Genomic DNA, 13,322 nt, shown 5'->3' on the forward strand with positions numbered 1-13,322 from the left:
AAACGCCCATTTTAGAAAGGAAGCCCCATGCCTGCCTATCGTTCCAGAACGACGACCCATGGTCGAAACATGGCCGGCGCGCGCGGTCTTTGGCGCGCAACCGGCATGAAAGATGGTGATTTCGGCAAGCCGATCATCGCCGTCGTCAATTCTTTCACCCAATTTGTGCCCGGCCACGTCCACCTGAAGGACCTCGGCCAGCTCGTGGCCCGCGAGATCGAAAGCTCGGGCGGCGTTGCCAAGGAATTCAACACGATCGCCGTTGATGACGGCATCGCCATGGGCCATGACGGCATGCTCTATTCGCTGCCCTCACGTGAGGTCATCGCCGACAGCGTCGAATACATGGTCAACGCCCATTGCGCCGATGCGATGGTCTGCATCTCGAACTGCGACAAGATCACCCCCGGCATGCTGATGGCGTCTCTGCGTCTCAACATCCCGACGATCTTCGTTTCCGGCGGGCCGATGGAAGCCGGCAAGGTTGTGCTGAACGGCAAGGAACAGGCGCTCGATCTGGTCGATGCCATGGTGGCCGCCGCCGATGACAAATATTCAGACGCCGACGTTCAGGCAATCGAGCGCTCTGCGTGCCCCACCTGCGGCTCCTGCTCAGGCATGTTCACCGCCAATTCGATGAACTGTCTGACGGAAGCGCTTGGCCTGTCGTTGCCGGGCAATGGCTCGACGCTGGCGACCCATGCCGACCGCCGCCGCCTGTTCGTCGAGGCCGGCCATCAGATCGTCGATCTGGCGCGCCGCTACTACGAGCAGGACGACGAGACGACGCTGCCGCGCAACATCGCATCGAAGGCTGCCTTCGAAAACGCGATGACGCTTGATATCGCCATGGGTGGTTCCACCAATACGGTTCTGCACATTCTGGCGGCGGCCTATGAGGCGGAACTGGATTTCACCATGGACGACATCGACCGGTTGTCGCGCCACGTCCCGTGTCTCTGCAAGGTCGCGCCGGCCAAGAACGACGTCCATATGGAAGACGTTCACCGCGCCGGCGGCATCATGGCGATCCTCGGCGAACTCGACCGGGCAGGGCTGATCAAGCGCGACAGCCCGACCGTGCATTCGGCCACGCTGGGTGATGCCATCGACCAGTGGGATATCGTGCGCACCAATTCGGAAAGCGTGCGCAACTTCTTCCTGGCCGCGCCGGGCGGCGTGCCGTCGCAGCAGGCCTTCTCGCAGGAGCGCCGCTGGACGGAACTCGATCTCGATCGCGTTTCCGGCGCGATCCGCAATGCTGAGCATCCCTTCTCGAAGGATGGCGGACTTGCGGTGCTGAAGGGCAATATCGCGCTCGACGGCTGCATCGTGAAGACGGCGGGCGTAGATGAGTCGATCCTGAAATTCTCCGGTCCGGCGGTCGTCTATGAAAGCCAGGACGCCGCGGTGAAGGGCATTCTTTCCAACGAGGTCAAGGCCGGTGACGTCGTCGTCATCCGCTATGAAGGGCCGAAGGGCGGGCCGGGCATGCAGGAAATGCTGTACCCGACCAGCTATCTGAAGTCGAAGGGCCTCGGCAAGGATTGCGCGCTGATCACCGATGGCCGCTTTTCGGGCGGCACCTCCGGTCTGTCGATCGGCCATGTCTCGCCGGAAGCAGCCCAGGGCGGCACGATCGGTCTCGTCCGTCAGGGCGACATGATCGACATCGACATTCCGGGCCGCACGATCTCGCTGCGCGTCTCGCCTGCCGAGCTTGAAGCCCGACGGAGCGCGCAGGACGAAAAGGGCTGGAAGCCGGAAGCGCCTCGCCGCCGCAAGGTCACGACCGCGCTGAAGGCCTACGCCGCCTTCGCCGCCAGCGCCGACAAGGGCGCGGTGCGGATCCTGCCGGAATAGGCACGGGATTGGTTTTAAGAATGCAGAAGGCGCGGTCCGTGAGGGCTGCGCCTTTTTTGCGTCTGGATGCTATGAGGCTGATTACGCACGCTCGGATGAGTTTCATCTTGGCACCCGACGAACGCCTTTCCTGGGGAATTCGCGTTTCGAAGATATCGCATACGGTGCCTCCGGCATCAAAGTAGTTTTGAAGCACGGTTTGGGCAAAAGCGCTACAAGGTTACGCCCACCCAGCCTGCCTGTCTCCAGGTGATGAGGTTGTCTTTGTCCACGGTCCAGCAGATCATTCGCCGTCCCCTGGCGAGGAACGCGCTGTAGTCTTTGGCGAAGCAGGATAGCTGCCCCGCAGGCTCACCTTTCAGATCGACAAACCCGATATTTCTCCGGGCCAGTTCCCGCAGTTCCACTGGCCGTTTGTCAGCCTGCTTCGTAGTTTCATTATAGCCATAATCGATTCTGCCAAGGAGCTCAGATTGAGCGAAGCCTCGTCTTTCCAGAGCTAAACGGGCAGTAGACGCGTCTTCTCCAATTGGGATCTGGCGCTCGACAAAATCGACATCAGTTTCCGGGATGCGTGCGCACCCACCCGCACTCGTCAGCGAAGCCAGTACGAGGATAGTCAGGCACCATTTCGTGTGTCGAGGCATGGCAAGTTTCTCCGGCGGGGCGGTTGTCCGGTCATCTCGCGGCAACCGCTCCCGTTACTTCAAACTAACCTCTAAAAGCCAGAAGGGACAAGTCGCGTGTATTGCGGCCGAGAAGCCCGACTTGGAACCGCAACAATCACAAAGGCTTGTCGATCCCGTCATAGAGCTTCTGCAACTGGTCGATGCGGGTGTCGTATGCCTTTTCTGTGCAGCTCACATCAGTGCCGCATGCCTCGCGGGTCTGCAGCCAGGCCTTCTGGTCGTCGGCCATGTTGCCGGAAACGCCCATGGCGAACAGGCCTTTCAGCATGGTGTACATCGTCGCCATCTTCACGTCGTCATCGTTGAGCGTGAGATTGCCGCAGATCGTCTTTTCGTTCGGCGTCAGACCGGAGGCGCTGCAGTCGAAGCTCGCGGCATTTGCCGTGACCGGCAGCAGAGCGGCAGAGCCCGCGAGGGCGACAGAAGCGGCAAGTGCCAGGGCTGCGGTTTTCGAGGCGAGTTTGGGCGTCACGGTATTTCCTCCTGTTTGGTCTTCCGGGAACGAGATCGCGCACCATGAAAATGTAGCTCGATGCGTAATCCTCGGCCCGTCATCTTCGGCGATGACGATGAATGCGCGATGAATGAGAACGGTGGCAGGCGTATTTGTCGCCTTCGCCGCTTTTTCACCCTATATCAGGGCATGATTGTTTCGCCTCGTCCGGCATTTCCGGATAATTCACGATACCACAGGTGACTGATGACCGCATATATTACCCGCATGACAGCCGCCGCGCTTCTTGCAGGCGTCGTACTTACCATGCAGCCGAGCCTCGCCAAGGATAGGGTCGTGCCCGGCAACGAAGCCGAATTGCAGTTTTCCTACGCGCCGCTGGTGAAACAGACTGCGCCTGCCGTCGTCAATGTCTATGCCGAACGGATGGTCACGCGGCGGCTGTCGCCGCTGTTCGCCGACCCCTTCTTCGGCCAGTTCTTCGGCCAGCAGATGCCCGGCCGCTCCGAAAAGCAGACCTCGCTCGGCTCCGGCGTGATCGTGGACGGCAACGGCACGATCATCACCAACAATCACGTCATCAACGGCGCGGACGAGGTGCGGGTGGCACTGTCCGACGGACGGGAATTTTCCTGCACTGTGCTTTTGAAGGACGACCGCTACGATCTCGCCGTTCTGAAGATCAATGCCGACGAATCATTCCCGACGATCCCGATCGGCAATTCCGATTCCGTGGAGGTGGGTGATCTCTCGCTTGCCATCGGCAACCCCTTCGCCGTTGGTCAGACGGTGACGAGCGGCATCATTTCCGGCCTTGCCCGCAACTCGGTCACGGACGGCGAGTTCGGCTTCTTCCTGCAGACCGATGCCGCGATCAATCCCGGCAATTCGGGCGGTGCGCTCTTGAACATGGATGGTGAGCTGATCGGCATCAACACGGCGATCTTTTCCAAGGGCGGCGGTTCGAACGGGATCGGCTTTGCCATTCCGGCCAACATGGTCAAGGTCTTCCTTGCTGCTGCGGAAAACGGCGAGACCCGGTTCCAGCGTCCCTATGTCGGCGCCACCTTCGGACCGGTTACCTCCGACATGGCCGAGGCGCTGGGGCTGAAAGCGGCGCGCGGGGCGATCGTTTCTGCAGTGAAGCCCGGAAGCCCTGCCGAAAAGGCGGGCCTCCAGCCGGGCTCGGTGATCATCGCCGTCGATGATGTGCCGGTGGAACACCCCGATGCGCTGATCTACCGCCTCACGGTGCTGGGCCTTGATGCCACGGCAGACCTGACGGTCGAGCGCGACGGAAAGACCAGCCATATCGCCATGCCGTTGAACCTTGCGCCGGAAGATCCGCCGCGCGACAGCCGCTCGATTGCCGGCGAAAGCCCGTTTGCCGGCTTGACGGTGGAAAATATCTCGCCGCGCGTGGTGGAGGAGTTGCGCCTGCCCGACATATCTGCTGGTGTGGTGGTTGCGGACGTCACGGAAGGTTCACCCGCCGCCCGGATCGGCTTCAGGCCGGGCGATGTGATCGTTTCCGTCAATGGTGACGAGATCGACAGCACCGCGACGCTCGAGGAACAGGCCGCCGAACAGCCTGGCTACTGGCGGCTTTCCATCAATCGCGGCGGCAGAATGATAAACCAGATCTTCAGATGAGCGACCTTTTTGCCCCGAAAGTCCCCGTGGACGTCGAAAACAAGCGCCCGCTTGCCGATCGTCTGCGTCCGAAGCATCTGAGCGAGGTGACCGGTCAGCCGCATCTGACCGGCCCCGACGGCGTGCTGACGCGGATGATTGCGTCCGGCTCGCTCGGTTCGATGGTCTTCTGGGGGCCGCCGGGCACCGGCAAGACCACGGTCGCGCGGCTTCTATCGGGGGAGGCCAATCTCGCCTTCGAGCAGATCTCGGCGATCTTTTCCGGGGTTGCGGACCTGAAGAAGGTGTTCGAAAGCGCGCGCGCACGCCGGATGAACGGCCGCCAGACCCTGCTGTTCGTGGACGAGATCCACCGTTTCAACCGCGCCCAGCAGGACAGTTTCCTGCCGGTGATGGAGGACGGCACGATCATCCTCGTCGGCGCCACCACCGAAAATCCGTCCTTTGAGCTCAATGCCGCCCTTCTGTCGCGGGCACGCGTCCTGACTTTCCGCTCGCATGATGGCGAAAGCCTCGCTGAATTGCTGAAGCGGGCGGAGGAAACGGAGGGCAGGGCGCTGCCGCTTGATGACAATGCCCGCCAGACCTTGCTGATGATGGCCGATGGCGATGGCCGCGCGGTGCTCACGCTTGCCGAGGAAGTCTGGCGCGCAGCGCGCGAAGGCGAGGTTCTCGATCCTCAAAGCCTGCTCAACATCGTCCAGCGCCGGGCGCCGATCTATGACAAGGGCCAGGACGGGCATTACAATCTGATCTCTGCGCTGCACAAGGCGGTCCGCGGCTCAGATCCCGATGCAGCGCTTTATTATCTTGCCCGCATGTTCGATGCCGGCGAGGATCCGCTGTTTCTGGGGCGCAGGCTGGTGCGCATGGCAAGCGAGGATATCGGCCTTGCCGATCCGCAGGCCCTCGTCGTGGCCAATGCCGCCAAGGATGCCTATGATTTCCTGGGGTCGCCGGAAGGCGAGCTGGCCCTGGCGGAGGCCTGCGTCTACCTCGCCACCGCGCCGAAATCGAACGGCGTCTACACCGCCTACAAGGCGGCGATGCGCGCGGCCAAGGAGCACGGCTCGCTGCTGCCCCCCAAGCATATCCTGAACGCGCCGACCAAGCTGATGAAGTCGGAAGGTTATGGCGATGGCTATCGCTACGACCATGATCAGCCCGATGCATTTTCGGGGCAGGATTACTTCCCGACCGAAATGGGCCGCCAGAAATTCTACAACCCGCCGGATCGAGGGTTCGAGCGCGAGATCAACAAACGCCTGCAATGGTGGGACAAGCTGCGGCGCGAACGCGGCGGCGACAGTTGATCGCCAGGCATTCGGTGGGTTCTATCCCGGTCCAGTCAGACAAGGCACCGCCGTAAGGCGCAGCGCCTGAAAGCGGTGCTGTTCGGGACGCAAATTCCGGAGGCAAAATACACGAATGACGGGAACACTTTTCATTCACATTGCGTTTACCATGCAAATCGAATGGAGAGCAGAAATGGAAAACTTCCCCGTACGCGTTCTTGCCTATCTCGTCATCGCCATCTGCTGCGCAGCGGTCGTCGGTATCATCCTCGCCGTCCAGCCTCTCTATGACGCACGCATGTTCCTTCTTCCGGCAATGCTGTTGATTGCCTGGGTCGCAGGTCCGCTGCTGACCCACTACCTCGCCCCGTCGGAAGGGCCCCGTCTCCGCAAGCGGTAAATCCCCCGACCGCGCGACGCAAACGCCTGACCAGAAGGGAAGCTGGTCAGGCGTTTGCTATTTTCGGATCTTGGAGGAGCGACCTTGGCGGTGCCGCGCCGGGTCGGTCTACTTGCCCGCCGGGCCCTTCTTGATCGGTTCCTGATAGGTGAAGCCCATATCCCAGGGGAAGTAGATCCAGGTGTCCTGGCTGACTTCGGTCACGAAGGTATCGACCAGCGGAACGCCCTTCGGCTTGGCGTAGACGCAGGCAAAATGCGCTTTCGGCATCATGTCGCGCACTTCGCGGGCGGTGTTGCCGGTATCGGTCAGATCGTCGATGATCAGCACGCCTTCGCCGCCATTTTCCATCAGCTTTTCCGAAATGCCCTTCAAAAGAAGCGTTTCGCCCTGATCGGTGTAATCGTGATAGCTCGCGATGCAGACGGTCTCGATCAGCCGGATTTCCAGCTCGCGCGAGATGATCGCGGCCGGCACCAGGCCGCCGCGGGTCACGCAGACGATCGACGTGAAATTCTGCTCAAGCCCGGCAAGGCGCCAGGCCAGCGCACGGGCATCGCGGTGAAACTGGTCCCACGAAACGGGGAAGGCTTTTTCGGGAAGGGACATGTCAGGCTCCGCACGGCGATAAAGGATTTCGGGCTAATAGCCGCATTCCAGCCGGTTTTGCAAGCCTGAGCCTCCCCTCGGGTCCGTCAGCGCGACATCAGTGTCGCGGCTGTCATCGAGCCGAGCAGGGTGCGGGTGACGCCGCCGAACAGCAATTCCCAAAGCCTGGAATGGGTGTAGGCGCCCATCACCAGAAGATCGACCGAGTTGTCGGAGAGCCGGTTCTCGATGATCTCGCCGGCCTTCGCCTTGTCGGCATGGGCGGTCGTGGCCACCACATTGATGCCGTGACGCGCAAGCGTCGCCGCGATTTCGGCTCCGGAAAGACCGCTGTCCTCGTCATCGCCGTCGCGCGGATTGACGGAGAAGATCTCGACCTCGTCGGCCTTTTTCAGGAAGGGCATGGCATCGAATGTGGCCCGGGCCGCCTCGCGCGAGCCGTTCCAGGCAACCATCACCTTGGAAAAGGGTTTGGCAGCCTTTGCCACATGCGGCACCATCAGCACCGGACGGCCGCTCTCGAACAGGAAGCTTTCGAAATTGGAGCGGATATCGCCGGGTGCATCCGAGGCAAGCTGCGGGGCGATGATCAGATCCACGGCGCGGGCGCTGTCGATCACCGAATTGCCGGCAAACCCCGAGGCCGACACGATATTGCGCCAGTCTGCGGACAGGCCTTCGCGGTCTGTGCGGGTGCGGAAGATGTGCTCCAGCTCGGCGCTGCGCCTTTCGGCAAGATCCTGCAGCGATTGCATCGAAACCGGATCAGGAAGCTCCATGGGGGCCACGATCGGCGTCGGCGTGACCGTCTCGGCATGGAGACCGATCAGATGCGCATCGAAACTGCGCACGACTTCAACGGTGAAATCGAGAAACCCGCCCTGCTGCGCTGGGGATTCCATCACCGCCAGAATGGTTTTGTAGCTCATCGCATCGTCCTCCCGTTTGTCGCGTCTTACCCGAATGTAGTCGCGTCTCGCCCTGAAACGAAGGATAAAGCGAAGGCTGCGACAAAATTACCGCTTCAAGGCTTCGATCATGGCGCGGATCGCGCCTCCCGCCGCATCAACTGCGGCCTGGTCGCGCCCGCGCACCACGAGCTGGGTATTGAAGCCGGTTTCGGTAAAGCGCGGATAGGAGCCGATCGACGTGCCGGGATGCGCCTTCTGGATTTCGGCAAGCTGGGTTCCGATATCGCCCTCGCCGAAGGAGCAGTCGATCACCTGCGAGATCATCCGCACACCGCCCTCGAGCGTGGGAAGCACGTTTGTGAGCATGGCCTGGAAAACCTGCGGGACGCCCGCCATCACATAGACATTGCCGATCTTGAACCCGGGTGCGGTCGAAACCGGATTGTCGATCAGGGTTGCGCCTTCCGGCATGCGCGCCATGCGCTGGCGGGAGGCGTTGAATTCGATGCCGCGCCGCTCGTAGCTTGCGGCAAGCCTTTCCATGGCCTCTTCATTGTAGATGCAGGCAAGGCCGAACGCCGCTGAAACGGAATCGGCCGTTATATCGTCATGGGTGCCGCCGATCCCGCCCGAGGTGAACAGGTAGGTGTAGCGCTCTCTCAGCGCATTGACCGCCGCAACGATCGCGTCCTGATCATCGGCAACGATCCGCACCTCCTTCAGCTCGATGGCGGCAAGGGTCATCTGATCGGCAAGATAGCCGATATTCTTGTCCTTGGTGCGCCCGGACAGAAGTTCATCGCCGATGGCGAGCATGGCTGCGGTGGGTTGCGTGGTCATGGCGGTCCGATCCGTGATGGTTACGGTAGGGATAACTGGACCCTTGCACGCAATTGTTCAAGCCTGCATTTCGACGCTTTCGGGCGATACTGTGAACAGTGCGTTTCTGGCAGGCGCACTCGACAATTGCCAGAGATGTCCCATATCAGTCTGCAACGCAGATCCAAGCGAAACCGGAGTGTTGAAATGGCTAAAGTTCTCGTTCTCTATTATTCCGCCTACGGCCACATCGAAGCCATGGCAAAGGCCGTTGTCGAAGGCGCGAAGGCCGCCGGCGCTGACGTTACCCTGAAGCGCGTTCCCGAGCTCGTTCCGGACGATGTTGCCAAGAATTCTGGCTACAAGATGGATCAAGAAGCCCCGATCGCGACCGCCGACGAACTTGCCGATTACGACGCCATCATTTTCGGTTGCGGCACCCGCTACGGCACCATGGCCTCGCAGATGCGCAACTTCATCGACCAGACCGGCGGCCTCTGGGCCCAGGGCAAGCTGGTTGGCAAGGTTGGCTCCGCCTTCACCTCGACCGCAACCCAGCATGGCGGCCAGGAATCCACCATTCTCGGCTTCATCCCCACCATGCTTCACCACGGCATGATCGTCGTCGGCCTGCCTTATGCTTTCGCCGGCCAGATGGGCGTTGAGGAAGTCAAGGGCGGTTCGCCCTACGGCGCGTCCACCATCACCGATGGCGATGGTTCGCGCATGCCGTCCGAAATCGAACTGTCGGCTGCCCGCTACCAGGGTGAGCACGTTGCCAAGATCGCTGCAAAGACGGCGGCATAAGGCATCAGATTTTCTGACTGAACCAGAAAGCGCGGCCCCCGGTTGCGCTTTTTGCCGTGTGCATCACCCCGAACGCAGCTATAGTCCCCTGCCTGTGGGTGCGGTGACGAAACCGCATGATCGGTATTTTGCGGGGAAGTGACCATGGGGCGACACGGCGCTCTTGAATATCTTTTTTTCCTGTTCGTAAGCGTCTTCTCGCTCGGCGTGCTCCTTGCCAGTCCGTCCCTTGCCGAAGACGGATCATGCGGCCTGACGGACCGCGAGATCGTAAGTCTCGCCTATCCAGACGCCAAGCAGGCTGCGGATGGTTCGGTTGATGTCGGCGGCGCGAATGTCGCTGTGGCCGAAGTCAACTCTCCCGATAACAGGGCCTGGTGGATCCTCTGCAAGATCTGGCCGAGCAAGCCGGATCTGATCCTTGTCGCGGTGCCGCTGACGACGGAGGCTTCAGCCGACTACCAGCGCGGCGATCTCGAGCTTCTCGTGTTCGATCGCCGGACGAATGCGATTGCAAGCCGGTTGCGGCTCAAGGACGCACTGTCCTCCGATGCGATCGCATTCGAGCGCATGGCCTTCGACACCGCGCTTTATCGTCTCTCTGAGGACCACACGGCATTCGGGATCCGGAAATATTATCTGGGAAGCGCGAAGAGCAATCCGTTCGCGATGACCGCGCTGTCGCTGTTCGTGATGGATGGCGACGTGCTGAAACAGGTGCTCGAACCCCTGGCCGTTGAACAGGCGAAGGGAGAAACTCTCGGGGATTGCGAAGGCTACGCCGATGATCGCAAACGCACGATTGCCATCGGCAAGGATATCCATTCCGGCTTTTACGATCTCGTCGTCACCACGGTCACGAGCCTGACAGAGATGAAGTTCGATGAAAGCGAGACCTGCATCGATGTCTATACCGAGGTCAACAAGACGCGCCAGGCCTTGAGCTATGATGGCGCGCATTACGCCATTCCCTCCGACATGCGGGGTTATTGAGAAAGGCCCGCGCTGCCGGCGCGGTCTTCCCCGTTTTTCCCCGCCCATGCCCGGCGAAAGCGCCGCCCTTACGATTCCGGTTATCGCAACCGCATCGAAGGGCAGCCGCCATGCGCATCGAAAATCACAAGATCCCCGGTCTCTGGTATGGCCAATCCTCCAACCTCGGCGCCCGACGCGAGAAACCGCCGGTCGTCATAGTGCTGCACTACACCACCGGCTGGAACGGGAAGGCGAGCCGCGACTGGCTGATGGGGACGGCGGGCGGAACCATCAACACCCGCTCCAGCGCGCATGTGGTGGTCGATCGCGACGGCACGGCCTGGCAGATCGCCGGCTTCGATCGCACGGCCTGGCATGCCGGTCCCTCGCGCTATGGCGAATTGCAGGGCCTCAACAGCCATTCCATCGGCATCGAATTCGTCAATGCCGGCTGGATGAAGCCGAACGGTCTGGGCGATTATATCGATGCCTACGGCAAACGCATGAACGCCCGGGCGCTGAACAAGGCCGGTGGCTATACGCTCGCCCCGCACGGCCGGGTCGGCTCGGGCGCCTTTGCCTGGCCGCTCTATCCCGAAGCGCAGATCGCGATGGGCCTTGATATCGTGCAGGCGCTGATCGCCGCCTATCCGATCGCGGCGATCGTCAGCCATGAGGAGATCGACACGCGCGGCTGGAAAACCGATCCCGGTCCTGCCTTTCCCATGGAGCGGTTTCGGGGGCTCATGGGTGAGGCTGCCGATCGGGAGGAGGTCCATGTGGTCACCGCGGGCAGGCTCAACCTGCGCGGCGGGCCGGGGACCGGCTACGAGAAGATCGTGCCGCCGGGCGTGCTCTTGCGCGGCACGCGGCTGAAGCTCCTGAAGCGTGAGGGCGACTGGGCCTTCGTCGCGCCCGAGCGTGGCGATGGCGAGGAGGGGTCTATCACCGGCTGGGTGCATGCGGCCTATATCGCGCCGAAGTTCACGGCCTGAGGCCTGTACACGAGGGCCTTCCCACAAGGGATTTCTTGCGTCTTTGGCCCAAGGCCTCTATATCAGCGCGCATTATAGGGCTCCACATCCAACCTTGAACTGGACTGGCGGATCATGAACACACTCGGTTTTGACAAGAAGCCGGCGGACACGCGCGTTGTGGTGGCGATGTCCGGCGGCGTCGACAGCTCGGTTGTTGCCGGGCTGCTTGCGCGCGAGGGCTATGATGTCCTCGGCATCACCCTTCAGCTCTACGACCACGGCGCCGCCGTGCACCGCGCGGGCTCCTGCTGTGCTGGGCAGGATATCGACGACGCGCGCCGCGTCAGCGAGCGTCTCGGTATTCCCCATTACGTGCTGGATTACGAGGCGCGGTTCCGCGAAACGGTGATCAACCCGTTCGCCGAAGCCTATATCGCCGGTGAAACCCCGATCCCCTGCGTTGCCTGCAACCAGACGGTCAAGTTTGCCGATCTGTTGACGACCGCGCGCGAACTTGGCGCCGATGCGCTGGCGACCGGCCATTACATTCGCTCAGCAGCCAATCCGTCTGAGGACAATCCCATGCGCCGGGCGCTCTACCGCCCCGTCGATGCCGAGCGCGACCAGAGCTACTTCCTGTTTGCGACGACGCAGGAGCAGATCGATTTCCTGCGCTTTCCGCTGGGCGGCCTTTCGAAGGCCGAGACCCGCAGGCTGGCGGAAGAGATGGGGCTGATCGTTGCCGACAAGCCCGACAGCCAGGACATCTGTTTCGTGCCGCAGGGCAAATATTCCGACGTGATTGCCAAGCTGAAGCCGAATGCGGAGCTTGCGGGCGATATCGTGCATCTGGATGGCCGCGTTCTCGGCCGCCATGAAGGCATCGTCCGTTATACGATCGGCCAGCGCAAGGGCCTCGGCGTTGCCACGGGCGAGCCGCTCTATGTGGTCTATCTCGATGCCCGCTCGCGCCGCGTCGTCGTCGGCCCGCGCGAGGCGCTGGAAACGCGCCGCATCTATCTGCGCGACGTCAACTGGCTGGGCGATCGTGCGCTCGGCGAGGAAGCGGCAGGGGGCTTCGATTGCTTTGCAAAGGTTCGCTCCACCCGCCCTCCGCTGCCGGTGGTGCTCCATGCCGACGGGACCGGCGTCTATGTCGACCTGACGGAAGGCGAGGCGGGGATCGCAAGCGGCCAAGCCTGCGTGCTGTACGACGGGCCGGGCAATGAAGCGCGCGTCTATGGCGGCGGCTTCATCGATCGCTCCGAGCGTTCGCCAGACGCCGAGGCGGCGCTGAAGACGCTGATGGGCGAGCGCGCTGCCTGATCTCATCGAAACGGCCGATACCCAGGCGGTATCGGCCGGCTCATGTCAAATCAGATCCAAATGTGGTCGCTGGCGGCCTGATGGCCGACGGGAGGTGCGCGCGTGTATTCCAGCGCGCGGGCTCAGGTCGTGATCGGCTTCTTGGCTTCCATGAACAATTTCTGGGATTCCTGATAGCCGAAGGTTGCAAGCTGGTGCACGTAGCGGATCAGGCGATCCGCCCAGTCGAAGCCGAGATAGGATGCAAGCCAGACGATCAATGCGGCGAGGATGAGGGCGTAGACAAAGCTGCGCAGCACCATCAGCACGATGGCAAGCAGCACGAAGGCGATCAGGCCGTAGAAGATGGAAGGGGCGAGCGCCACGCCGTCACGGTGGGCAAGATAGCCCATGTAGAGCGCGAAGATGACGCAGAGGGCGGCACTCACACGATCGCGGACCTTGCGGTGGGTATAGGATGCGGTGGACATTCTCGAACTTCCTTTCGACGCAGAACGCAGAAGAGAAACGCAACCGGCGGTCCGCGGTTCCTGATATCTCACTT

At 61.7% G+C, this 13,322-nt stretch carries 14 protein-coding genes; 8 read left to right on the forward strand and 6 right to left on the reverse strand.

Features of this window, described 5'->3' with window-relative positions:
- The first annotated feature begins 27 nt into the window (after positions 1–27).
- Complete coding sequence (gene ilvD, locus HPQ62_RS16630) at positions 28–1,863, forward strand: dihydroxy-acid dehydratase (protein ID WP_174803694.1); 1,836 nt, start codon at positions 28–30, stop codon at positions 1,861–1,863.
- 212 nt (positions 1,864–2,075) lie between these two features.
- On the opposite strand, the gene HPQ62_RS16635 is transcribed toward ilvD, so the two are convergent.
- Positions 2,076–2,510 carry a hypothetical protein gene (locus HPQ62_RS16635; RefSeq protein ID WP_174803695.1) on the reverse strand — a complete coding sequence of 145 codons (435 nt, stop codon included), beginning with the start codon at positions 2,508–2,510 and terminating at the stop codon, positions 2,076–2,078.
- A gap of 136 nt (positions 2,511–2,646) precedes the next feature.
- A complete protein-coding gene (locus HPQ62_RS16640) occupies positions 2,647–3,024 on the reverse strand; it encodes a lysozyme inhibitor LprI family protein (protein ID WP_342343726.1) in 378 nt (125 codons plus the stop codon).
- Between the two features lie 228 nt (positions 3,025–3,252).
- Between HPQ62_RS16640 and HPQ62_RS16645 the strand changes: the two genes are divergently transcribed.
- The 3 genes from HPQ62_RS16645 to HPQ62_RS16655 all read left to right on the forward strand — a co-directional run bounded on the left by HPQ62_RS16645 (position 3,253) and on the right by HPQ62_RS16655 (position 6,354).
- Entirely contained in the window at positions 3,253–4,659 is a 1,407-nt protein-coding gene (locus HPQ62_RS16645; protein WP_174803696.1) for a DegQ family serine endoprotease, read from the forward strand.
- Complete coding sequence (locus HPQ62_RS16650; RefSeq protein WP_174803697.1) at positions 4,656–5,972, forward strand: replication-associated recombination protein A; 1,317 nt, start codon at positions 4,656–4,658, stop codon at positions 5,970–5,972. The genes HPQ62_RS16645 and HPQ62_RS16650 overlap by 4 nt, the downstream gene beginning before the upstream one ends.
- Positions 5,973–6,147: 175 nt before the next feature.
- Positions 6,148–6,354, forward strand: coding sequence for a hypothetical protein (locus tag HPQ62_RS16655; RefSeq protein WP_174803698.1), 207 nt, complete (start codon positions 6,148–6,150; stop codon positions 6,352–6,354).
- Between the two features lie 108 nt (positions 6,355–6,462).
- Here HPQ62_RS16655 and gpt read toward each other — a convergent pair whose 3' ends face one another.
- From gpt to HPQ62_RS16670, 3 genes are all read right to left on the reverse strand, one after another.
- Positions 6,463–6,963, reverse strand: a complete 501-nt coding sequence (gene gpt, locus HPQ62_RS16660) for a xanthine phosphoribosyltransferase (RefSeq protein ID WP_174803699.1) — start codon at positions 6,961–6,963, stop codon at positions 6,463–6,465.
- An 86-nt stretch (positions 6,964–7,049) separates the two neighbouring features.
- Positions 7,050–7,892 carry a universal stress protein gene (locus HPQ62_RS16665; protein WP_174803700.1) on the reverse strand — a complete coding sequence of 281 codons (843 nt, stop codon included), beginning with the start codon at positions 7,890–7,892 and terminating at the stop codon, positions 7,050–7,052.
- Positions 7,893–7,979: 87 nt separating this feature from the next.
- Positions 7,980–8,714, reverse strand: a complete 735-nt coding sequence (locus HPQ62_RS16670; protein ID WP_174803701.1) for a competence/damage-inducible protein A — start codon at positions 8,712–8,714, stop codon at positions 7,980–7,982.
- Between the two features lie 186 nt (positions 8,715–8,900).
- On the opposite strand from HPQ62_RS16670, the gene wrbA reads away from it, so the two are divergent.
- The 4 genes from wrbA (at position 8,901) to mnmA (ending at position 12,778) form a co-directional block, all read left to right on the forward strand.
- Entirely contained in the window at positions 8,901–9,500 is a 600-nt protein-coding gene (wrbA, locus tag HPQ62_RS16675; RefSeq protein WP_174803702.1) for an NAD(P)H:quinone oxidoreductase type IV, read from the forward strand.
- Between the two features lie 144 nt (positions 9,501–9,644).
- A complete protein-coding gene (locus tag HPQ62_RS16680) occupies positions 9,645–10,493 on the forward strand; it encodes a PA3715 family protein (protein ID WP_174803703.1) in 849 nt (282 codons plus the stop codon).
- 110 nt (positions 10,494–10,603) lie between these two features.
- Positions 10,604–11,470, forward strand: coding sequence for an N-acetylmuramoyl-L-alanine amidase (locus tag HPQ62_RS16685; protein ID WP_174803704.1), 867 nt, complete (start codon positions 10,604–10,606; stop codon positions 11,468–11,470).
- Positions 11,471–11,584: 114 nt separating this feature from the next.
- Positions 11,585–12,778: a tRNA 2-thiouridine(34) synthase MnmA gene (mnmA, locus tag HPQ62_RS16690; RefSeq protein WP_174803705.1), complete on the forward strand. Its 1,194-nt coding sequence runs from the start codon at positions 11,585–11,587 to the stop codon at positions 12,776–12,778.
- A gap of 122 nt (positions 12,779–12,900) precedes the next feature.
- Here the strand turns inward: mnmA and HPQ62_RS16695 are convergent, their stop codons facing one another.
- The gene (locus HPQ62_RS16695) at positions 12,901–13,248 is read right to left on the reverse strand and encodes a hypothetical protein (RefSeq protein ID WP_174803706.1); all 348 of its coding nucleotides are present in this window, start codon (positions 13,246–13,248) and stop codon (positions 12,901–12,903) included.
- Between the last annotated feature and the right edge of the window lie 74 nt (positions 13,249–13,322).

Origin of the sequence: Martelella limonii (assembly GCF_013344475.1) — a bacterium.
Lineage (GTDB): Bacteria > Pseudomonadota > Alphaproteobacteria > Rhizobiales > Rhizobiaceae > Martelella > Martelella limonii.